Below are 20,900 nucleotides of genomic sequence, written 5' to 3'. Positions count from 1 at the left end.
CAGTGCTTTGTGGCTCATTTGTTGTGCAGTGTTATAGTAACGCTAAATAACAACAACCTTACACCGAGCATGAGTTATTTGTCTTTAGAAAACAGTAATTTTTTCGTCCTACTAAGTGGTCTAACAATCGCCTGCATTGCTTTGATGTCACTGCGTTTAATTGTGCAATTCAGAGCAAAAAAGCTATTGCAAAAGGAGTTGGCTCAACATGACAACTTTGCATTGGGCATTAACTATGCGGCAAAAGTCGCGGTCTTATGCGGCAGCATCGGCTATTTTTTTGGTCATTTAAATACCTTTGACAGCGCCGCCATACACACGCAAGTTTTGTTGCCCATCGCCTTGATATGGTTTTACATTTGTCTTGGTCAGGCAATTCATAGAAAATGGATTTTATATCGCTTTAACGAAACTCAAGCGATACTCAAACAGAATGTCTGCGCTGCGCTGGTCGATTCTGGTATGTTGGTTGGCAATAGCATCTTAGTCCTTGGCCTCTATCACTGGCTTGAGCCAAAAACATGGCAAGCTTTACTGATCGTCAGCATCTGTTTTATTTTTTTACAAGGTGTATTTGCTTTAGATAGCAAGCTACGAGAATCTCGCTTTGCGAAAAAGAATCAAGGAGCCTCCTTGCAATATAACTTCAGCTTGGCAAACACCTCGATTGGGATCCGTTATGCAGGTAAAACAATCGGGCTCGCACTTGCTATCTATGCAGGTTTACATAGTGCGCCAAGCTACCCGAGTAAAATGGTTGATAACTTGCTAACAGTGGTCGTGCACTCAGTGTTTATGTGGTTTCTTTTATATGTATTTAGCCGTCTTATGATCCATATCGTATTACCAAAAGTAGACATAGGTCTGGAGGTTGACCACCAAGATAATATTGGTATTGCCTGCTTAGAATTTGCTGTTTTTTGTAGCATGGGCTATTTACTAATAAACATGTTTTCAATTTAAACGCCGAGCTAAAAGATGGATATCTTAGCTCTGGAGACTTATATCTTTGAAATTAGATAACTTTTTACTTGTTGACAGCAACTGGGAGTTCAGTCAGGAATTCGTCGAGTTTGTAAAATCTCTCTCTCCTGACACCCCTAGTCAGCTAATAATTGCTGGAGACAATACAAAGCAAATGCTCAAAATGATGTTTAAAGACCAAATCAAAGATTACAGTTACTGTGACTTTGACAATGAAATAAGCGTCTCGGAGCTTGCAACTTACCTACATGAACACCATAAAATTCAAGGTGTTCTTATCTACGCGCTCGACTACAACCTCGCTGACGAGAAACAAAAGTTTATCTTCAACTCCCTGCATGCAGACAGGTTTACCATCGAACAATTGGCAAATGGTTATGACTATCATCGTATTAGCGATCCATTTAACAACAACCATCTAACCTGTAATTCAAGTCTTGCGGCAACAAAACATGACACCTTCAGCGAATTTGTGGTGTTAAAAACAGATACCGCAGATTAGAGTGCATGCATTGACCATGATGTGTCGCATTCTATAGACTCACCGCCGTGAAAACCTTAACATGAGCGCATATCCAATTTAGACTTTCAACACTATGCGTATTCCACATATTTACCAACCTTCAGAATTGGTAGTGAATCAACCAGCCACTTTGAATGATGACGCTGCCGGGCATATCGCGCGCGTACTAAGAATGAAAGAAGGTGAACAAGTCAGTTTGTTCAACGGACAAGGTGGCGAATATCTCGCAAGAATTACTGCTATTTCCAAAAAAACAGTTGAAGTGACCCCTATTGAATTTGTCGATAGGTGTGTTGAATCTCCATTAAATGTGCACCTAGGGCAAGGCATTTCTCGGGGTGACAAAATGGATTTCACCATTCAAAAATCGGTTGAACTGGGAGTCAGTGAAATCACGCCTTTATTTACTACTCGATGCGGCGTAAAGCTCAGTGGTGACCGATTAGCCAAAAAGCACCAGCAATGGCAAAAAATAGCGATATCCGCGGCAGAACAATCAGGTAGAAACTTCATTACCAAAGTGCACCCTCCAATTTCGTTAGAAGAGTGGCTTGGCCAACAGAGTGACGAATTAAAATTAACATTACACCCCAGAGCAGATCACTCTATAAAGACGTTACCGGCACCAGATCAGGGAGTGCGCTTTTTAGTGGGTCCTGAAGGCGGTTTTACTGACGAAGAAATGTCCAATACCACTGAACAAGGCTTTATTGATATCAAAATTGGGCCAAGAGTCCTTCGTACCGAAACAGCTGCATTGACAGTTTTAAGCGCACTGCAATTGCAGTTTGGCGATTTAGCTCTTTAAAATCGAGCGACTAGTCCACATATAAACTGTGGTTAGCAACACATTGTGCTAACCACATTAGTCATACTCACCCAAAATAACACATAAGGTAAAGGCGATGGCAGTCAAACTTGGGATTATCTCAGATCCAATCAGTGGATTTAACATTAAAAAAGATACCGGCTTTGCCATGATGATGGCAGCGCAACAGCGTGGCTTTGAATTGTATTACATGGAAATGGACGATTTATATCTATACCAAGGTGAAGGCCGAGCGACAGCCGCCAAAGCACGTGTATTTGATGATGAAAGTCACTGGTATGAATTGGCTGACAAACAAGATATTGCGCTCAGTGATCTGGATGTCATTCTGATGCGAAAAGATCCGCCTTTTGACACTGAATATATTTACGCAACCTATATACTAGAACGTGCCGAACTTGCCGGTACATTAGTGGTAAATAAGCCTCAAAGCCTCAGAGATGCCAACGAAAAGTTATTTACAGCATGGTTTAGTGAGCATACCCCTGACACCTTAGTTACAAGAAATGCAAGCCAAATTAGAGCATTTTTAGACAAACACCAAGACATCATATTGAAGCCTCTTGATGGCATGGGTGGAGCATCAATTTTTAGAGTACAGCACGACGATCCCAACATCGGTGTTATCTGCGAAACACTCACCGAGCATGGTAGCCGCTTTGCCATGGCACAAAACTATATTCCTGAAATAAAGCAAGGTGATAAACGCGTTTTGGTTGTTGACGGTGAAGTGATCCCTTATTGCCTAGCGCGCATTCCTCAAGGTGGCGAAACACGCGGTAATCTTGCGGCTGGAGGTCGCGGTGAAGCGAGACCAATCAGTGAAAGCGATAGAAAGATTGCAGAAGCGGTCGCACCAACCTTAAAAGAGAAAGGATTACTGTTTGTTGGCTTAGATATCATTGGCGACAAACTAACAGAAATAAACGTGACTGCACCAACTTGCGTTAAGGAAATTGAAGCAGCGTACGATATATCTATTATGGACAAGTTTTTTGATGCGATTGAAGCAAAACTCAACCATACTGAAAGTTAAATCATAGAAGGGGTCTCGCATGCAATCATTAGCTAATCACTTTCTTATCGCAATGCCGAACTTGCAGGACCCGATGTTCAAACGCTCCGTCACCTACATCTGTGAACACAATGAAGAAGGCGCTATGGGGTTGATTGTCAATCACCCCATTGACGTTACTGTAGGCGAGTTACTCGACCAGATCGAAATCGACAATGACAAAGGCAGCAGTGCTGCGGATCAAACTGTTTTTGCTGGTGGGCCGGTGCATACGGACAGAGGGTTTGTATTACATACGCCCAAGATTGGTTATGCCTCGAGCAAAGAGCTCAGCTCTGACATCATGATAACAACTTCAAAAGATGTGCTTGCCTCTCTTACTTATCACGATAGCCCAGATGCATTTATCATAACGCTTGGCTATTCAGGGTGGGAAAAAGGCCAACTCGAACAAGAGATCTTGGAAAACTCTTGGCTGATAATTCAGGCAGATCCCGAGATTATATTTAGTACGCCGCCAGAAAAGCGCTGGGAAAAAGCCGTAAGTATGTTAGGTATCGACATCGCACAACTCAGTAATCAAGCAGGACACGCATAGAAGTATGAGCAATAAAAAACCAAAGACTCCTAAAGGTCAACGTACTGTAATGGGGTTTGATTTTGGTACACGTAGTATTGGTATGGCCATTGGCCAGGAAGTAACGGGAACAGCCACCAGCTTAGGCGCAGTCAAAGCGCGAGATGGCATTCCCAATTGGTCCGATATAGAACAACAAGTGAATGAATGGAAACCTGATTTACTTGTTGTCGGCCTGCCTCTGAATATGGATGGTACAAATCAGCAGGTTACGTTCGCAGCCAAGAAATTTGCCAATCGCCTGCACAATAATTACCGCCTTCCCGTCGAAACACAAGATGAACGTCTGACTACGACCGATGCCAAAGCCAGATTATTTGATCAAGGTGGCTATCGCTCTTTGGCAAAAGACAATGTTGATGGAATGTCAGCGGTCATTATTTTAGAAAGTTTCTTTGAACAACTGTGGGAAACAGAGTAATTACTACTTGTCTCCACCTGCGGCAGCATTGAGCTGCTGGTAAACCCTCATATCAGGGAACAGTCCTGCTTGGCGATAAGCCTGTTCGATTTTTCCCTGACGCCTCAGCTTCTCTAGCCCTTTTTGCAATGCTGCAAAAGCGCGCTCGCCTTGAGGGTGTAGTTTAGACACCACAAAATGACGGCTACTGTCCAATAAAACCACCCATTTGGGATGAGAAACTAGATTTATGTTTGCCAATTTAAAATCATTCCCCATCACCGGCATTAAATGGATCAACATAAAATCAACCCATTGCTTGTTCACAATCTGCGCTTGCGCTGACCAAGTTTGTTCATCCACCAAGCGTTTGAGAGGCAAACGACTTAAAGTGTGCCAGTCTACCAACCAGCGACTTGAAGACACCGCACTCAGCGTGCTTAGATCTTCAAGGGACTGAATATTTGCAACCCGTTTGTTCTCTTTGGCAAAATATAAACCAGCAAAAAATTCACCCTTTCTGATCACAGGTTCACTAATATACAGCTTATCAGCTTTTTGTTGTGCTTCTTCCAGCCAAAATGTATCGAAGCTGAGTAACTGCTTACCTTGCTCTAGTAAATTAGAATCTCTGAAGTTGACGTTTCCAGGTCGGTATTTAAACGGCTTGTCAAAGCCGCCTAAAATTAAAGCTTGATGCAACAGCACCATGTCGACAACATCACGCCGCACAAACTGCCCACCAAAGTTATCTACTTCCAACGGTGAGCGGCCAGATAAAAGAGCTTTGTAGTTTAAATATACGTCATCTCTGATATAAATATCGACATAACTAGACTGAGCCCAACAAAGTGTTGTCAGGCTCAGATGACAACATACAAGCAAGCAAAACAGATTAGTTTTTCTTGCTGTCCAAGCCATCAATGGTGACCCCTTGCAAAAACCCTGCACCTTTTTGTTCATTGTTTTGCAATTTAATCATTAGACGTAAATCATTAGGCGAGTCAGCATGATGCAGAGCATCTGCGTAATTAACCCGCTGGGCTTTATAGAGTTCAAATAAAGCTTGATCGAAAGTTTGCATGCCCATCTCTTTCGATTTAGCCATGGTCTCTTTGATGGACCCTATATCTCCTTTCTTAATCAATTCAGAAACCATCGGTGAGTTCAGCAGTATTTCTATCGCGGCAACACGCCCCTCACCTTTTGACGTAGGCACCAGTTGCTGTGCGACTATTGCTCTGAGATTTAGTGCCAAATCATATTTCAGTTTGTCATGCTTTTCTTTCGGAACTAAGTGCATGATACGGTCAATCGCTTGGTTAGCATTGTTTGCGTGCAATGTCGCAACACATAAGTGCCCAGTCTCAGCAAAGCTCAGGGCATATTCCATAGTTTCTTGGGAGCGAATTTCACCAATTAAAATAACATCTGGGGCTTGTCGCAATGAACTTTTCAGCGCAGCTTCAAAGCTCTCGGTATCTAGACCAACTTCTCTTTGGGTAATGATGCTCTTGCGATGTTCATGCACAAACTCTATGGGATCTTCTATTGTCAGGATATGGCCGCGCTGATTGCGATTACGGTAGCCCAGTAGTGCAGCCAAAGACGTCGATTTACCCGTACCTGTACCACCAACAAACAGTACTAGACCACGCTTTGACATGATCACATCGGTCAATACCGAGGGTAAACCAAGTTGGGTAACGTCAGGAATATCCGTCACAATTCTCCTGATCACCATGCCTGCACAGTCTCGCTGCCAAAATGCGGAAACCCGGAAGCGGCCAACATCATTAGCAACCGCAAAGTTACACTCCTTTTCAGCGTGAAACTGTTGCTTTTGCCTATCTGTCATCGCCGACTCAACCATAGTCAACGCACTGTCACTATCCAGTACTTCTTCGTCTAGTGCCCTTAATTCACCATCAATTTTGGCGCTGACCGCCAAACCAGATGAGACAAATAAGTCTGATGCTTCTTTGTCTACCATCAATTGTAAATAATCTATCAATGCCATTGTTTAAAACCTTGTATTAAAATCCTGCGGCACCAAATTGGTTTTTATCATGTGCTTTAGTGTGCGCATCTTGGGTTGTGATCAAACCGTGGTTCACTAAGTTCATCAAACACTGATCCATGGTCTGCATACCGTGTAGGGCGCCCGTTTGAATAGCTGAGTACATTTGAGCAATCTTATCTTCACGGATCAAATTACGTATTGCAGGCACACCTAACATGATTTCATGTGCCGCAACTCGCCCTCCACCTACTTTTTTAATCAGTGTTTGTGAAATCACCGCCTGTAACGACTCTGACAACATAGAACGAACCATATCTTTTTCTTCACCGGGGAATACATCAATAATACGGTCAATGGTTTTTGGTGCCGATGTGGTGTGCAATGTACCAAATACAAGGTGACCCGTTTCTGCTGCTGTCATGGCTAAACGAATCGTTTCCAAATCACGTAACTCACCCACAAGAATAACATCGGGATCTTCACGCAGCGCACTTCGCAATGCTGCATTAAAGCTGTGAGTATCGCGGTGAACCTCACGTTGGTTAATCAAACTCAGTTGATTTTGATGAACAAATTCAATGGGGTCTTCTATTGTCAAAATATGATGATGCTTGCTGCTATTGATATAGTCGACCATGGCCGCGAGCGTCGTTGATTTACCCGATCCCGTCGGCCCAGTTACAAGTACCAGCCCGCGCTGGTTTTCTGCTATTTTTTTAAAAATATCTGGCGCACCTAATTCATCTAGGGTCAATACGGTACTTGGAATAGTACGAAATACAGCGGCAGGCCCGCGACTCGTGTTAAACGCATTGACACGAAAACGTGCTAAATTAGGTACTTCAAACGAAAAATCCACCTCAAGGTTTTGCTCATAGTCCTTGCGCTGGTTATCATTCATAATATCGTAAATTAAACTATTTACATCCTTCGCTTCTAAAGCGGGAATATTTATGCGGCGTACGTCACCATCAACACGGATCATTGGAGAAACTTCCGAAGAAAGGTGTAGATCCGACGCTTTATGCTGCACACTAAAGGCTAATAATTCAGTAATATCCATCTATGACTCCACAACGAGCAAACAATAATATGGTTACAATAGCAGAACGGCTAAATAACGCCTACGATCGCATTACAAAAGCAGAGCAAAATTGTCATATTTCTGACCCTGTGCAACTTTTGGCTGTGTCTAAAACCAAACCAATCGAACTTATCCAACAAGCGTATGACGCTGGCCAACGTCTATTCGGCGAATCTTATGTGCAAGAAGCCGTCGACAAAGTCATGCACTTCAAACAGTACAAAGACATTGAGTGGCACTTTATTGGCCCTATTCAATCGAATAAGTCGCGGCATATTGCTGAAAATTTCAACTGGGTGCAAAGTGTCGACCGAATCAAAATAGCGAGACGCTTAAGTGAACAAAGGCCAACAAATCTAAAACCGCTCAATGTGCTTATTCAAGTGAACATTAGCCAAGACGAGAAAAAATCAGGCTGCCTCCCCGAAGAGCTGTCTGACCTTGCTCAATTTATCAGTGAAACAAAGCAACTCTCGCTGAGAGGTTTAATGACGATAACCGCACAAACAGATGATGTTGACAAGCAACTGCAATATTTTCAGCAAATGAAACATTGCTTTGATAAACTAAAGACCCAATATCCACATATCGATACCCTTTCAATGGGCATGAGTGGCGATTTAGAACCCGCCGTTGCAGCTGGCGCCACCATGGTGAGAATTGGGACCGATATTTTTGGTAAAAGACAATAAAGGCCACACAGATAATATGTCTAATAAAACAATCGCATTTATTGGCACTGGAAACATGAGCTATGCCATCATTGGCGGCATGCTTAAAAACGGTTTCAGCGCCCGCAATATCATTGCTACTAATCGCAATCAAGAAAAGCTAGACAAAGTTGCACAGGATTTTGCTGTTCAAACAACCAGTGACAACATAGACGCCATTAAACGTGCTGATGTCATTGTACTATCTGTTAAACCACAAATGATGGAAGCCTTGTGCGAAACCTTTCGCTCAGCAAGTATCGACTTGAGCAACAAAGTAGTGATTTCAGTCGCAGCGGGTATTACCCTTGCTCGTTTAAAAGAAATGCTCCAAAGCGACGCCAAACTTGTACGCTGTATGCCTAACACACCATCATTAGTGGGGCTTGGCGTATCTGGATTATTTAGCCAAGATATTGATGACCAAGAACAAAGATTTATTGACCAAATTTTCAGCGCCACGGGAGTGACTGTCTGGCTTCAATCAGAAAGCCAGATAAATGACATTATCGCAGTGACAGGCTCTTCCCCAGCCTACTTTTTTCTTTTCATGCAAGCCATAGAGGAAAAAGCAAAAGCACTTGGGTTCAATGAACAACAAGCACGGCAACTGGTGCAGCAAACAGCTCTTGGTGCAGCACAAATGGCCGTATCTCAACCAGGCGTCAGCCTTGAGCAACTTCGTGCCAATGTCACGTCAAAGGGTGGAACCACCCATGCCGCTATTGAGTCAATGAAAGATAATCAACTTCCTCTAACCGTCGCAAACGCAATGGATGCATGCATCGCACGCGCAGAGGAAATGGAAAAACAAATTTAAGGACCTAAAATGAATGCAATGTATTTTTTAATTGAAACCATTTTTAATCTATTCTTAATGGTGGTGCTGCTACGTTTTTGGATGCAGTGGGCACGTGTTGATTTTTACAACCCAATTAGTCAGGCAGTTGTAAAAGCGACCTCATTTGCTGTCAACCCCTTACGTAAGATTATTCCTGGTTTTGCAGGTATTGACGTGGCATCGCTGGTGCTTGCATTTATCGTCGCTGGCGCAAAAGTATCCGTATTGATGTTGGTGTTTAGCGGCCATTGGGATGCCGCTACAGCAGCTATAGGTGGGTTGTTAACCGTACTACGAGAAGCCTTTAGTTTGGTTTTTTGGATTTTAGTGATCCGCGCACTATTGAGTTGGGTGGTACAGGGTTATAACCCCGCAGCAGCTGTTTTTGAACAATTAACTGAGCCACTACTGCGCCCAATTAGAAAGATTATCCCACCACTTGGCGGGCTCGACTTGTCCATTATGGTGGTTTTGTTAGGCATGATGTTCTTACAACATTTGGTGATGGACTTCATGCGCTAAGCATATGAAAGTGAGGTACTATGCGATTCTATCTTTTCGTAATTTTACTTGTATTGGGCGCTTTTCACACCCAGGCGAATAACTCAGAGTCCGGTGGACAATTTAAAAACTTAGGTAATTGGGAAGTGCACTACATTGCCTTTCCATCAACCTTTATCCAACCCAGCGTGGCTAAAGTTTATGGTGTGGTTCGCAGCGAAAATAAAGCTTTAATCAACATTTCGGTGCTCGCTAAAGATCAATCCAAAACCGCACAAGAAGTGCAAATATCTGGTTTCGCAAAAAACTTACTGGGCAATAAAAAGCCACTGACATTTAAACAAGTTATTGAAGGCGACGCCATTTATTACCTCGCACAACTCGATTATTACAATGAAGATGTTTATCGTTTCGAGTTAAACATCCAACAAGGCAATAATCGTCAATTATTAAAATTTCAACAAAAGTTCTACGTAGATTAAAGATATGACAAAACAAATCGTGCTTGCCACAGGAAACCAAGGCAAGGTCAGAGAGTTAGGCGGTATGCTTGAAAGCTTGCAAATTGAAGTCTTGCCACAGAGCCAATTTGACGTTTCTGATGTGGAAGAAACAGGCACTACTTTTGTAGAAAATGCCATTATTAAGGCTCGACACGCAGCAAAAGAAACAGGCCTACCCGCCATTGCTGATGACTCAGGCTTAGAAGTTGATGCACTCGATGGAGCACCAGGCGTATACTCGGCGCGCTTCGCTGGTAGCGGTGCAAGCGACCAGCAAAACATCGATAAATTACTGGTTGATTTAGAAGGTGTAACTAACCGCACCGCCCGCTTTTGGTGTGTGTTAGTTTATATGCGACATGCCAATGATCCTACACCCGTTATTTGCCAAGCAAGTTGGGAAGGTGCAATTGCGGCAAAGCCGCACGGTGATGGCGGCTTTGGTTACGATCCTGTTTTTTGGGTCGAGAATCTACAGCGTATGGCGGCTGAATTGAGTAAGGAAGAAAAGAATACCGTTAGTCACAGAGGAAAGGCACTCCAACAACTCATGACACATTTTAAGAGCATCCAGTGAACCTTCCTTCTTTAAGTTTATATGTGCACGTACCTTGGTGCGTGCAAAAATGTCCTTACTGTGATTTCAACAGCCATAGTCAAAAAGGCACCATTCCTGAGCAAGAATACATTGGTCATTTAATTGATGACCTCAAAGCAGACCTACACCTTGTACAAGGGAGAAAGCTGCATAGTATATTTGTCGGCGGCGGCACACCAAGTTTGCTTTCTGGCGATGCTTACGTTGACCTTTTACAGCAAATAGAAGCTCTAATTGGCTTTGAAGACGATATTGAAATTACCTTAGAGGCCAATCCTGGCACAGTTGAGAGTGATCGCTTTAAACATTATGTACAGGCTGGCATAAATCGAATCTCAATTGGTGTGCAAAGTTTACAAAGCGATAAACTTAAGGCACTGGGTCGCATACATGGTGAACATGAAGCCCTCAATGCTGCCGCTGAAGCACATGATGCAGGGTTAAATAGCTTTAATATGGATTTGATGCACGGTCTACCCAATCAGTCTTTAGATGATGCTCTGAGCGATTTAAGACGCGTAATTGAGCTGAATCCTCCGCATATTTCTTGGTATCAATTAACCATTGAGCCAAATACTCAATTTGCATCAAAGCCCCCTAAATTACCTGAAGACGAAACCCTGTGGGCAATACAAGAAGCAGGACAAGCGCTGCTGGCGCAGCACGGATATCAGCAGTATGAGATATCCGGTTATTCAAAATCAGGTTTTAAATGCAAACATAATCTCAATTATTGGCGCTTTGGTGACTACCTTGGCATAGGCTGTGGCGCTCATGGCAAGATCACACAACCCGAACAGCAACAAATTTTGCGTACCGTCAAAGTGAAGCACCCTAGAGGGTATATGGACTTGACCAAACCGTACATATACGACAGCTGGCAAGTCAATTTAGAAGACCAAGCATTTGAGTTTTTCATGAATACGTTTCGCCTGTTAGAAGCAACCCCAAAGGCTAACTTTGAAGCCTACACGGGATTACAAGAGGCCGATATACAAACGCAGCTAAACCAAGCAATTAAACTAGGTTTGTTGGAAGACTTAGGTGATTCATGGTTTGTAACAAATAAAGGGCACAGATACCTTAATGACCTGTTAGAATTGTTTGTCTAATTTGGGGTACATTTATTGCAACTTTGCATTCAACCAAAGAATTTGGTCGCTAGCTGTTGCGTGCCATATAATAACCTACACTAAGAGAGGCAATCTCTTGTGGGCTCATATATCTGAATATATAAAATAAGAAGGGTAAAACATGCGTAAACTTACCATTATCGCTGCTGCAATTTCAGCGACGTTATTGGCAGGCTGCCAGCAAACAGCTGAACAACCAAAGCCTGTAGCTCCTGTGCAACAAGTTGTTCAAAGTGAAGTAGAAAAAGCAAATGCTCTGTTCGAAGAGTCATTTAATCGCAGTGTCATGCGTAGTCCTATTTACCAAACTTATTTGGGTATTAAAAAAGACTATGACAAGTGGGACGACGGTTCAGAGGCACGTCAATTAGAAGACCTTGAATTAACTAAACAAGATCTTGCGGCGATCAATGCCATTGACCGCAGTAAACTAGACCCTCAATCTCAGGTAAGCTACGACTTGTTTAAACAGGGTCTTGTTGAAGAGATCGAAGACTTTAAATGGCGTCGTTACTCTTACCCAGTCAATCAAATGTTTGGCACACATTCAATGATCCCGGCATTTTTGATTAACCAACACCAAATTGCTGACGTTAAGGATGCAAAAGCCTATATCTCTCGTCTTAACGGTGTCACAACTGTGTTCGACCAACTAGTCGAAGATCTAGAAAAACGTGCAGAAGCTGGCATCATAGCGCCTAAGTTTGTGTTCCCTCATGTTATTGAGTCGAGCAAAAATATTATCAAGGGCGCACCTTTCTCCAAAGGTGCAGACTCTACACTTTTGGCTGACTTCAAGAGAAAAGTTGCCAAGTTAGAGATCGCACAAAATGAAAAAGACGCACTTATCACAGAGGCTAACAACGCCCTGACATCTGCTGTAAAACCATCTTATAGCAAGTTAATCAACTATCTAAATAAGTTGGAAAAACGTGCGGACAACCGCGACGGTGTTTGGAAGTTCCCTGAAGGTGAAAAGTTCTTCAACGTTGCGCTTGAGCGTACAACAACAACCAAGCTTTCTGCCGCTGAAATTCATAAGATTGGTTTGCAAGAAGTTGCTCGTATCCATGACGAAATGCGTGAAATCAAAGACAAAGTTGGTTTCAAAGGTGACTTAAAAGCGTTTATGGAGTTCATGAGAACCGATAAGCAGTTTTATCTTCCAAATACAGAAGAAGGCAAAGCAAAATATCTAGCTGATGCGACGGCGATGATTGACAACATGAAGTCTCGCTTAGACGAGCTGTTCATTGTTAAGCCAAAAGCAGACATGATAGTTAAGCGTGTTGAAGCATTCCGCGAAAAAGCAGCTGGTAAAGCTTTCTATCAGCAGCCAACGCCAGACGGTTCTCGCCCGGGCATTTACTATGCAAACCTTTATGATATGGAAGCAATGCCAACCTACCAAATGGAAGCGTTAGCCTATCACGAAGGTGTACCTGGCCACCACATGCAAATTGCCATCGCGCAAGAACTTGAAAATATGCCGAAGTTCCGTAAGTTTGGTCGCTACACAGCTTACACAGAAGGTTGGGGCCTATACTCTGAGCTAGTACCTAAAGAAATGGGCTTATACGAAGACCCATATTCAGACTTTGGTCGTCTAGCAATGGAGCTTTGGCGTGCATGTCGTCTAGTGGTTGATACTGGTATCCACGCAATGAAGTGGACACGCCAAGAAGGTATCGATTACTACGTAAATAACACACCTAATGCAAAATCAGATGCTGTTAAGATGGTAGAGCGCCACATTGTGATGCCAAGCCAAGCAACAGCATACAAAATTGGTATGATCAAAATTGTTGAGCTTCGCGAAGCGGCTAAGAAAGAGCTTGGTGATAAGTTTGATATTCGTGAATTCCACGACGTAGTACTTAAAAACGGCCCTGTTCCTCTAAATGTTTTAGAGCAGTTCGTTGATCAGTGGGTTGCTAGCAAACAAAGCTAATCCGCGTCTAAGCGAAACGCCGTATTCGCTAGAATGATATGTAAACAAGCCCCGCCATGTGCGGGGCTTTGTATTTTTACTTCCCCACCTAGCTTCTGTGTTACTAAGTTATAGATAATGCTCAAGCCGAGCCCGATGCCACCTTGACTTCTCTGTGTTGTGATAAAAGGCTCAAAAATAACAGGCAACAGTTCTTTATCTATTCCTTTACCGTCATCTTTGATATACAAGTGAATATAATTATTGACGACCAACGCCGAAATGACGATATTTAGCAACTTACCTTCTTGTTTTGCATGCTGAATACAGTTGTTGAAGCTGTAAGTTAATACTTGCACAAACACGTTTGGATAGCTGTTTAACATTAATTGCTCAGGTATTTCTACTTCGATATGGTAGTCAGGTTGTTTTAGTTCGTGTTGATAACAATCTAACACCCCACTCACCAATGCAGTGAGACTAAACTCCTGCACTTCATCATACTCTTGCTGAACTGAAACTTTTTTAAAATCATCAATCAAGGACGCAGTTCTCAGTAAGTTGTTCTCCAACAAAGACAGCGCAGACTCAGCTTCGGCGATCAGGTTAGTTAAAGTTTGCTTTTGCAACCGCCCAGATTCTAAGTCTTTTTTAAGCACTTCAACTTGTTCTTTTAAGTGCGATTGACTGGTAATTGCGACACCAAGAGGTGTATTTAATTCATGTGCAAACCCACTCACCATATTGCCTAAACTGGCCATTTTGGCCTCTTCGATCAATCTTTGCTGTGCTGCCGTAAGCCTATCAAGCAAAGTCTCAATAAACGCAAGTAAACTATCCAAATGATGCGCTATCTGTGCGATTTCATCTTCACCATCAATGTTTACCCTCATTGAGAAGTCTTCGTGTTGAGCAACATTTTTTAGTACGCGGCTTATTGAAATAATATGCTCTGAGATACGGGTGTTAAGCACAAACAGTAACAATAAACTGAAACAACTGATAGAAACGATGATCACTAAACAGGTCAAAATTAAGCTTTGCTTTTCACTCAGTGCTTCATTAAAAAGCTGCTTTGATACCACTTCAAAATGATTTCTAATAGAAATCTTCAACTGATGTAATTCCGATCTCACACCTTGGCTATGATCCAACCCTTGTTTCTGTAGTACGCTGATATAAGTATTAAAGCCGTGTTGGTATTGATTAAGAATAGAGAGTAGCTCCTGTGATTTGTTAGGAAACTGCGCAGATATCAGCAGCTCTGTTCTGCTTAATAAATCTTGATGGATGAGCAAATAGTTTGGTTCGAGCCTAAGTAAAAAATCTTTCTCTCTGCGTCGCAGCTCCAATAGCAAAATCTCTAACTGGGGATGCTGGGTTTGTCTAGCAATATCTTGCAGAGCATGAGCTTGACGCCGAAAGTTGCCATAGACCCCCTCTTCTTTGTCATAACCCAACAATGCCTGCATAGATGCTAGCTGCTCATACTTGAGCGCAAAGCGCTTAACTTCCTCGTCTAGTTTAAAGAGTAAAGTAAGATCCCGCTGTTGAGCCACCAGCATATTTAACAATTGGCTATAACTCTTGCGATAGGATGCTCTATCATCTTCAATCGATGCAAGACTCTCACGCTGACGTTCTATCAAAAACCGTTCTTCCTGATCCAGTAGACGCTGTATCTGAGTCTGAAGTTGAAAAAGGTGATCATTCAGAGTTCGGGTTTGCTGTAGCTGAACGTACAAAAACCAGCTTGCAACCATAATCACAATCGCAGAGCCCACTGCGGCTGTTTTAAAAAGTAAAAGTGACTGCTTTAACTGCACAAAGTTACCCAATAATGTATTTTGCCCCAACTAAAGTCTAGTCGAAGATAAGTATTATGGTATCCCCTCTGCGGATAGTTAGTTTTGATTCATAACCCCGCGAATAAAGGTATAAAGCACTTTTTATGAACTATTTTATGCCAACTATTGTCATCATCCCTATTGAATTCAATCAGTGAGAGTCAAAATGGAAATTTTCATTACAATATTCGTTTTATTAATACCAATTGTGCTAGCCGCGATTTACATTGTCTATATTCAAATGTCGACTCGCAATAAAGTGCGCCTAGCTGACTCTATTATTTATATGATAAAACATGACGAACCCGTCAATATAGATATGGAAATATTGGAAGGATTAAAACTCTCACCAAAAGAGAAAAGCTACCTACTTAACGTGTATAAGGCCCCAGCAAAACTCCACAAGTAATACCTCTACATACGCCGCAGATTAGAATTCGTTTGTCTGAAAATAGAAACCGGGTGCTATTCGCACAAGAAATCAGAAAGTAGGATAAAAGCAGAAATAAAAAAGCCCCAGAAATCATTCTGGGGCTATAAAAAGTGGTACCAGTGGGCGGACTTGAACCGCCACGCCCGAAGGCAACGGATTTTGAATCCGTCATGTCTACCAATTCCATCACACTGGCATCATTTTTCTTTAATCTTCTAACTTCGAGAAGATAAAGAAAAACCACTTTGAGCTTAGGCTTTTTTTATTTGCCCTCGTCTCTATGCCCTGCATTATACAAATATGTGACAGCCCCGCAAGCAGTTTTTTTAATTAATGTGTTCAAGTGCTGAGTATTTGACCAAAATCATAAAATATCGAGGTTTGATAAATAAGCGCCTATATTGTGTGTAGAATATTGTCATATCGTTTTATATGGGTTTTTACATGTCATCATTTCCCCGCGCAGGTTTTATTAGAAGGGTTGCATCATTAATATACGATGCATTAGTCGTCGTAGCCTTTGCGATGCTCACGACAATTGTTTTCTTAGGCTTGGTACAAGGTATGCTTTCTATGGGCTGGTACACCCTTGAAGGCCATGAGGATGTCTCCGCTCTCATTCAAGCAACACCTACGCTATACTACAGCCGTACAGTGTTGTTGGTATTGGTCTCTGTTGCCTTTTTTGCTTACTTTTGGACTAAAAGTGGACAGACAATCGGAATGCGAGCATGGCGCTTAAAAGTCCAGAGCACCGAAGGCCAATTACTCACTTGGCCTCAAGCCATTGCGCGCAGTTTAGCTGCCCTATTGGGGTTAGGAAATTTACTCGTATTAATAGACCGGAAACACAAACGAGCTCTTCAAGATATGTTGAGTGGCAGCGAAGTATTGTTGCTCAGCAAAGAAGAGAATAAAAAAGTGTACGATAGCTTAGATTAACTATCGTAAAAAAGGCGCCGAAGGCGCCTTTTTTATTGTCTTCTTTGTAAAAAGTACATCGCTAGCAAAGTAAAAATGATACTCGGCATTACTGCACCAACTAAAGGTGGGATCTGATATACCATGACAATGGGGCCAAACACTTCATTGCTAAGATGGAAGGTTAGGCCCGTGACTACACCCATAATAATCCTCGCCCCCATACTTACTGAACGTAGAGGACCAAAAATAAAAGACAGCGCAACTAGCAACATGACAGCTATCGTGACTGGTTGCATCACCTTACGCCATAAAGCCAGCTCATAATTACTGGTATCTTGCTCGTTTTGTTCCAGATAATTTAGATAAGATACGAGTCCGCTGAATGACAAAGACTCAGGTTCAAATGAAGATACCCCTAACCTGTCTATTGTGAGCTGCGAGTCATAGACCTTTGATTGTGCATAATAGGTACTCACTTGCTGCTCAGTGATATGGATCTCTTCTACTGCTTTGAGCTCCCAACCTTGCTCGGTAGTCATCGCTGATTGCGCCCTTGTAATTTGGCCTAAGGTTAGATCATCCTCAAAGTGATATATATTGATGTCTGTCAGTTCACCTGACTTTTCAACATTCGCAATATTGATAAAATTATTGCCATCTTTGGCCCACAGCCCTTTTTGTGCATCGTAGACATCTCCGCCGTATATAGCTTGATTACGTAGCTGTTTGGCTGTGCGCTCCGCCTCAGGAGCTCCCCATTCGCCAAGTGCCATCATGCATATCGCCAAAATAATAGCGGTTTTCATAACAGAGCCTATGATTTGCAATCTCGACATACCAGCGGCTTGCATAACCACTAACTCACTGCTGGAGGCCAAAGCACCCAATCCTGTTAATCCGCCGATCAAGGCTGCCATCGGAAAAAACACCACAATATCGCTTGGCACACTGTATAACGTGAATAGTAATGCATCCGATACTTCATAAGTGCCGCGTCCCACAGAGCGCAGCTGTTCAATAAATTTGATTAAGGTATTGATCCCCACAAACACCAGTAAAGCAAAACTGGTAGTTTGTAAAATACTACGGCCCAAATACCAATCAAGCATTTTCATCATGCCGCTGCCTCCTTATTTTTAAGGATAGATCTCAGCCACACGCCAAAAGGTCGCCCTTTCACTATCAGATAAGCCCCTATAAATAACACCGATAAGTGGATCCACCACAATCCAACAGAAGGCGGAATTTTACCTTCAGCCACAAGATATTTACCGGCATTGAGCAAAATAAAATACCCCAAATATATACCTATTGCGGGAACCAGTTTTGCAAATTTTCCCTGCCTAGGGTTAACCACGCTCAAAGGCACTGCTAGCAGTGTTAAAAGAATGATTGAGATAGGTGTTGCGATCCGCAATTGAAATTGTGCAGCAGCTTCGGGCGTATTTAATTCTAACAACCTACTTGAAGGTAAGTCTTCTAACTCTCGTCTTCGACGTTCAATTTCTTGCTCTTGGATCTGAACTTGATAACTGCCGAATTCGGTTTTGTTCAACGCTTGACTAAATCCATCGGTTTCATAGCGCTTGCCATCTTTCAAAATCAGCTGCTGCTCTCCGGACTCACCTTCTGCCACTTCACCTTGTTGTGCATAGACGATCCGCGCCGCATTATTCGATTCTTTTTCTGGCAATTGCGCCACAAACACCTTATTTAACACAGAGCCTTGCTCACTGGTATTGTGAATAAATACAACAGCTTTCTCATTACCTGTTTGCTGAAACCGCCCTGCTCGCAATTGAGTTAACCCGGACTCTGCATTGGCTTGCTCTCTCAGTTGGTTTTGCTTTTCCCCAGCCCAAGGCGCTATATGCAAGCTCACAGCCCCCGCAATTAATGCGACAAAAAAACTCGAGATGAGTGTTACACGAACAACATACCACTCACTGACACCGCAGGCTTTTAGTACAGTCATTTCACTGTCAGCATAAATACGGCTATACGCCAAAATAATGCCCAAAAATACACTGAGTGGCAGAATATATACGGCTAATTTGGGTAAATTAAGCGCTAAAAATGACAACACGAGTTTTCCTGGTATTCCTCCACCTGAAGCTTCGGCTAAAATTTTGACAAATTTTTGCGAGAGAAAAATCGTCATTAGAGTAAGGAAAACGGCGACCTGCGATTTTAAAACTTCAGCAGTCAAATATCGAAAAATTAGCAATGTTCGCCCCTATAAAACGTCTCATTTCACTGGAATAGTAGGAAATTTTGAGTAAACTGGTTATTTTAGTCACTTTATTATATGCCATCAAAATCAAATATCCTACTAGTGCAGCAGCACTAAAGTAACTTAGTTAACTTGATGTAATGTGGCATTTAAAGTTTGAAATGGCATAACTTAGACTTAGGAGTCGCAATGGAATTCAGCGTTAAAAGTGGTAGTCCAGAAAAGCAACGCAGTGCTTGTATTGTTGTTGGGGTGTATGAGCCACGACGTTTATCGCCGGTTGGTGAGCAGCTGGATAAAATCAGCGAAGGCTATATTTCCAATTTATTGCGCCGTGGTGACCTAGAAGGTAAACCAGGGCAAGTACTGTTGTTACACCATGTACCAAATGTATTGAGTGAACGCGTTTTATTAGTTGGTTGTGGTAAAGAGCGAGAGCTCGACGACAAGCAGTACAAACAAATTATTTCAAAAACCATCAATACCTTAAATGAGACCGGCTCGATGGAAGCTGTATGCTTTTTAACTGAGCAACATGTTAAAGGTCGAGATACATATTGGAAGGTAAGACAAGCAGTTGAAACCACACAAGACTGCTTATACACCTTTAATCAACTAAAGAGTAAAAAGAGCGAAGCAAGACGACCACTGCGTAAAATCGTCTTCAATGTCCCTACTCGCAGAGAGTTAACAATTGGCGAAAACGCCATTGAACACGGCTTAGCAATTGCCGCAGGTGCTAAACTGTGTAAAGACGTTGCCAACATGCCGCCTAATATTTGTAATCCTCGCTACTTAGGTGAGCAAGCGGAGTTACTAGCCAAAGAGTTTGACAATGTTAAGGTCAATTTAGTTGGCGAAAAAGAAATGGAAGAGCTGGGTATGCACTCATACTTAGCAGTGGGAAGAGGCAGTGACAACGAGTCTGTCATGTCAGTGATCCACTACAACGGCGCTTCAGATAAACAAGCTCCAATTGTCTTTGTTGGTAAGGGTCTAACTTTCGACTCAGGTGGTATTTCGATCAAACCAGGCGAAGGCATGGATGAAATGAAGTACGATATGGGCGGCGCAGCGGGCGTGTTAGGCTTAATGCGTGCGGTTGTTGAAATGCAGCTACCTCTTAACGTGATCGGTGTATTAGCTGGCTGTGAAAATATGCCTAGCAGCCGAGCATACCGACCTGGCGATATTCTCACCACCATGTCTGGACAAACGGTAGAAGTTCTAAACACCGATGCTGAGGGCCGCTTAGTATTATGTGATGCATTAACATACGTTGAAGCGTTCGAACCAGATACTGTCGTTGATGTCGCAACTCTGACTGGAGCCTGCATTATCGCACTTGGTCATCATGCATCAGGGTTGTTATCGAATCATAACCCACTTGCACATGATTTATTAAAAGCATCTGAGCAAAGTGGTGATAGGGCATGGCAACTGCCTCTGTGGGATGACTATCAAGAGCAACTGAAAAGCCCATTTGCAGATTTCACCAATTTAGGTGGACGCCCTGCTGGCACCATCACAGCAGCTTGCTTCTTATCGAAGTTCACCAAAAAGTACAATTGGGCACATATTGATGTAGCAGGTACTGCTTGGAGAAGTGGCGCTAATAAAGGCGCAACTGGACGACCTGTACCAATGCTCATGCAATATTTACTTAATCGAGCAAATTTGACCGAAGGGCTGCAAGATTAAACACCTTATGCAAATATGTATAGATTTTTGAAGCTGTGTTAAATAACTCAC

The 20,900-nt window shown here is 42.6% G+C and carries 22 protein-coding genes and 1 tRNA gene; 16 read left to right on the top strand and 7 right to left on the bottom strand.

The window, feature by feature from the left end:
* Nucleotides 1–69 precede the first annotated feature (69 nt).
* From MHN81_RS15765 to ruvX, 6 genes are all read left to right on the top strand, one after another.
* Entirely contained in the window at nt 70–963 is an 894-nt protein-coding gene (locus MHN81_RS15765) for a hypothetical protein (protein WP_239426224.1), read from the top strand.
* Nucleotides 964–1,003: 40 nt separating this feature from the next.
* Entirely contained in the window at nt 1,004–1,486 is a 483-nt protein-coding gene (locus MHN81_RS15760; protein ID WP_036976278.1) for a hypothetical protein, read from the top strand.
* 94 nt (nt 1,487–1,580) lie between these two features.
* Nucleotides 1,581–2,315, top strand: coding sequence for a 16S rRNA (uracil(1498)-N(3))-methyltransferase (rsmE, locus tag MHN81_RS15755; protein WP_239426189.1), 735 nt, complete (start codon nt 1,581–1,583; stop codon nt 2,313–2,315).
* A gap of 97 nt (nt 2,316–2,412) precedes the next feature.
* Nucleotides 2,413–3,372, top strand: coding sequence for a glutathione synthase (gshB, locus tag MHN81_RS15750; protein WP_023399480.1), 960 nt, complete (start codon nt 2,413–2,415; stop codon nt 3,370–3,372).
* Between the two features lie 19 nt (nt 3,373–3,391).
* The gene (locus MHN81_RS15745) at nt 3,392–3,949 is read left to right on the top strand and encodes a YqgE/AlgH family protein (protein ID WP_023399479.1); all 558 of its coding nucleotides are present in this window, start codon (nt 3,392–3,394) and stop codon (nt 3,947–3,949) included.
* Nucleotides 3,950–3,953: 4 nt separating this feature from the next.
* Nucleotides 3,954–4,409, top strand: coding sequence for a Holliday junction resolvase RuvX (gene ruvX, locus MHN81_RS15740; RefSeq protein WP_023399478.1), 456 nt, complete (start codon nt 3,954–3,956; stop codon nt 4,407–4,409).
* 3 nt (nt 4,410–4,412) lie between these two features.
* Here the strand turns inward: ruvX and MHN81_RS15735 are convergent, their stop codons facing one another.
* Genes MHN81_RS15735 through MHN81_RS15725 form a run of 3 tightly spaced genes read right to left on the bottom strand, consistent with a single transcriptional unit; the run spans nt 4,413 to nt 7,474 of the window.
* Nucleotides 4,413–5,309 carry a hypothetical protein gene (locus tag MHN81_RS15735; RefSeq protein WP_239426188.1) on the bottom strand — a complete coding sequence of 299 codons (897 nt, stop codon included), beginning with the start codon at nt 5,307–5,309 and terminating at the stop codon, nt 4,413–4,415.
* Entirely contained in the window at nt 5,284–6,408 is a 1,125-nt protein-coding gene (locus MHN81_RS15730; protein WP_023399476.1) for a PilT/PilU family type 4a pilus ATPase, read from the bottom strand. Before MHN81_RS15730 ends, MHN81_RS15735 begins: the two co-directional genes overlap by 26 nt.
* A gap of 16 nt (nt 6,409–6,424) precedes the next feature.
* On the bottom strand, nt 6,425–7,474 hold the full coding sequence (locus tag MHN81_RS15725; protein ID WP_023399475.1) for a type IV pilus twitching motility protein PilT: 1,050 nt from the start codon (nt 7,472–7,474) through the stop codon (nt 6,425–6,427).
* Between the two features lie 2 nt (nt 7,475–7,476).
* Here MHN81_RS15725 and MHN81_RS15720 point away from each other — a divergent pair, with 2 nt between their 5' ends.
* The 7 genes from MHN81_RS15720 (at nt 7,477) to MHN81_RS15690 (ending at nt 13,732) form a co-directional block, all read left to right on the top strand.
* Nucleotides 7,477–8,187, top strand: a complete 711-nt coding sequence (locus tag MHN81_RS15720) for a YggS family pyridoxal phosphate-dependent enzyme (RefSeq protein ID WP_275447010.1) — start codon at nt 7,477–7,479, stop codon at nt 8,185–8,187.
* Nucleotides 8,188–8,203: 16 nt separating this feature from the next.
* Nucleotides 8,204–9,025 carry a pyrroline-5-carboxylate reductase gene (gene proC, locus MHN81_RS15715; protein ID WP_036976332.1) on the top strand — a complete coding sequence of 274 codons (822 nt, stop codon included), beginning with the start codon at nt 8,204–8,206 and terminating at the stop codon, nt 9,023–9,025.
* 9 nt (nt 9,026–9,034) lie between these two features.
* Entirely contained in the window at nt 9,035–9,568 is a 534-nt protein-coding gene (locus MHN81_RS15710) for a YggT family protein (protein ID WP_023399472.1), read from the top strand.
* Nucleotides 9,569–9,588: 20 nt separating this feature from the next.
* Nucleotides 9,589–10,029 (top strand): DUF4426 domain-containing protein, encoded by a 441-nt coding sequence (locus MHN81_RS15705; protein WP_239426186.1) that lies wholly within the window; start codon nt 9,589–9,591, stop codon nt 10,027–10,029.
* A gap of 4 nt (nt 10,030–10,033) precedes the next feature.
* Nucleotides 10,034–10,627 (top strand): XTP/dITP diphosphatase, encoded by a 594-nt coding sequence (locus tag MHN81_RS15700; protein ID WP_023399470.1) that lies wholly within the window; start codon nt 10,034–10,036, stop codon nt 10,625–10,627.
* Complete coding sequence (gene hemW, locus MHN81_RS15695; RefSeq protein WP_239426185.1) at nt 10,624–11,760, top strand: radical SAM family heme chaperone HemW; 1,137 nt, start codon at nt 10,624–10,626, stop codon at nt 11,758–11,760. Before MHN81_RS15700 ends, hemW begins: the two co-directional genes overlap by 4 nt.
* Nucleotides 11,761–11,902: 142 nt before the next feature.
* Nucleotides 11,903–13,732, top strand: coding sequence for a DUF885 domain-containing protein (locus MHN81_RS15690; protein WP_023399468.1), 1,830 nt, complete (start codon nt 11,903–11,905; stop codon nt 13,730–13,732).
* Here the strand turns inward: MHN81_RS15690 and MHN81_RS28260 are convergent.
* Nucleotides 13,729–15,537, bottom strand: a complete 1,809-nt coding sequence (locus MHN81_RS28260) for a HAMP domain-containing sensor histidine kinase (protein ID WP_239426184.1) — start codon at nt 15,535–15,537, stop codon at nt 13,729–13,731. The two genes, MHN81_RS15690 and MHN81_RS28260, sit on opposite strands and share 4 nt — an antisense overlap.
* Nucleotides 15,538–15,724: 187 nt before the next feature.
* On the opposite strand from MHN81_RS28260, the gene MHN81_RS15680 reads away from it, so the two are divergent.
* Nucleotides 15,725–15,967 carry a hypothetical protein gene (locus MHN81_RS15680; RefSeq protein ID WP_023399465.1) on the top strand — a complete coding sequence of 81 codons (243 nt, stop codon included), beginning with the start codon at nt 15,725–15,727 and terminating at the stop codon, nt 15,965–15,967.
* A gap of 135 nt (nt 15,968–16,102) precedes the next feature.
* Here the strand turns inward: MHN81_RS15680 and MHN81_RS15675 are convergent.
* Nucleotides 16,103–16,187, bottom strand: a tRNA-Leu gene (locus MHN81_RS15675).
* A 248-nt stretch (nt 16,188–16,435) separates the two neighbouring features.
* On the opposite strand from MHN81_RS15675, the gene MHN81_RS15670 reads away from it, so the two are divergent.
* On the top strand, nt 16,436–16,933 hold the full coding sequence (locus MHN81_RS15670) for an RDD family protein (protein ID WP_036976270.1): 498 nt from the start codon (nt 16,436–16,438) through the stop codon (nt 16,931–16,933).
* Between the two features lie 32 nt (nt 16,934–16,965).
* On the opposite strand, the gene lptG is transcribed toward MHN81_RS15670, so the two are convergent.
* Together lptG and lptF are read right to left on the bottom strand one after the other, a co-directional pair.
* Nucleotides 16,966–18,033, bottom strand: a complete 1,068-nt coding sequence (gene lptG / locus MHN81_RS15665; protein ID WP_023399463.1) for an LPS export ABC transporter permease LptG — start codon at nt 18,031–18,033, stop codon at nt 16,966–16,968.
* Nucleotides 18,030–19,142 carry an LPS export ABC transporter permease LptF gene (gene lptF, locus MHN81_RS15660; RefSeq protein ID WP_239426183.1) on the bottom strand — a complete coding sequence of 371 codons (1,113 nt, stop codon included), beginning with the start codon at nt 19,140–19,142 and terminating at the stop codon, nt 18,030–18,032. Before lptF ends, lptG begins: the two co-directional genes overlap by 4 nt.
* Before the next feature lie 195 nt (nt 19,143–19,337).
* Here lptF and pepA point away from each other — a divergent pair, with 195 nt between their 5' ends.
* Nucleotides 19,338–20,849 (top strand): leucyl aminopeptidase, encoded by a 1,512-nt coding sequence (gene pepA / locus MHN81_RS15655; protein WP_023399461.1) that lies wholly within the window; start codon nt 19,338–19,340, stop codon nt 20,847–20,849.
* Nucleotides 20,850–20,900 lie beyond the last annotated feature (51 nt).

The sequence above is a fragment of the Pseudoalteromonas sp. Of7M-16 genome, from assembly GCF_022347805.1.
GTDB classification, from domain to species: domain Bacteria; phylum Pseudomonadota; class Gammaproteobacteria; order Enterobacterales; family Alteromonadaceae; genus Pseudoalteromonas; species Pseudoalteromonas luteoviolacea_F.
The sequence above is the reverse complement of the archived record's forward strand: the minus strand, read 5'-3'. Positions and strand labels throughout refer to the sequence as shown.

Bases quoted from the DNA above. Each gene is read 5' to 3' on its own strand.
- MHN81_RS15765 (WP_239426224.1), top strand. From the start codon at position 70: ATGAGTTATTTGTCTTTAGAAAACAGTAATTTTTTCGTCCTACTAAGT.
- rsmE (WP_239426189.1), top strand. From the start codon at position 1,581: ATGCGTATTCCACATATTTACCAACCTTCAGAATTGGTAGTGAATCAA.
- gshB (WP_023399480.1), top strand. From the start codon at position 2,413: ATGGCAGTCAAACTTGGGATTATCTCAGATCCAATCAGTGGATTTAAC.
- MHN81_RS15745 (WP_023399479.1), top strand. From the start codon at position 3,392: ATGCAATCATTAGCTAATCACTTTCTTATCGCAATGCCGAACTTGCAG.
- ruvX (WP_023399478.1), top strand. From the start codon at position 3,954: ATGAGCAATAAAAAACCAAAGACTCCTAAAGGTCAACGTACTGTAATG.
- MHN81_RS15735 (WP_239426188.1), bottom strand. From the start codon at position 5,309: ATGGCTTGGACAGCAAGAAAAACTAATCTGTTTTGCTTGCTTGTATGT.
- MHN81_RS15730 (WP_023399476.1), bottom strand. From the start codon at position 6,408: ATGGCATTGATAGATTATTTACAATTGATGGTAGACAAAGAAGCATCA.
- MHN81_RS15725 (WP_023399475.1), bottom strand. From the start codon at position 7,474: ATGGATATTACTGAATTATTAGCCTTTAGTGTGCAGCATAAAGCGTCG.
- MHN81_RS15720 (WP_275447010.1), top strand. From the start codon at position 7,477: ATGACTCCACAACGAGCAAACAATAATATGGTTACAATAGCAGAACGG.
- proC (WP_036976332.1), top strand. From the start codon at position 8,204: ATGTCTAATAAAACAATCGCATTTATTGGCACTGGAAACATGAGCTAT.
- MHN81_RS15710 (WP_023399472.1), top strand. From the start codon at position 9,035: ATGAATGCAATGTATTTTTTAATTGAAACCATTTTTAATCTATTCTTA.
- MHN81_RS15705 (WP_239426186.1), top strand. From the start codon at position 9,589: ATGCGATTCTATCTTTTCGTAATTTTACTTGTATTGGGCGCTTTTCAC.
- MHN81_RS15700 (WP_023399470.1), top strand. From the start codon at position 10,034: ATGACAAAACAAATCGTGCTTGCCACAGGAAACCAAGGCAAGGTCAGA.
- MHN81_RS15690 (WP_023399468.1), top strand. From the start codon at position 11,903: ATGCGTAAACTTACCATTATCGCTGCTGCAATTTCAGCGACGTTATTG.
- MHN81_RS15680 (WP_023399465.1), top strand. From the start codon at position 15,725: ATGGAAATTTTCATTACAATATTCGTTTTATTAATACCAATTGTGCTA.
- MHN81_RS15670 (WP_036976270.1), top strand. From the start codon at position 16,436: ATGTCATCATTTCCCCGCGCAGGTTTTATTAGAAGGGTTGCATCATTA.
- lptG (WP_023399463.1), bottom strand. From the start codon at position 18,033: ATGATGAAAATGCTTGATTGGTATTTGGGCCGTAGTATTTTACAAACT.
- pepA (WP_023399461.1), top strand. From the start codon at position 19,338: ATGGAATTCAGCGTTAAAAGTGGTAGTCCAGAAAAGCAACGCAGTGCT.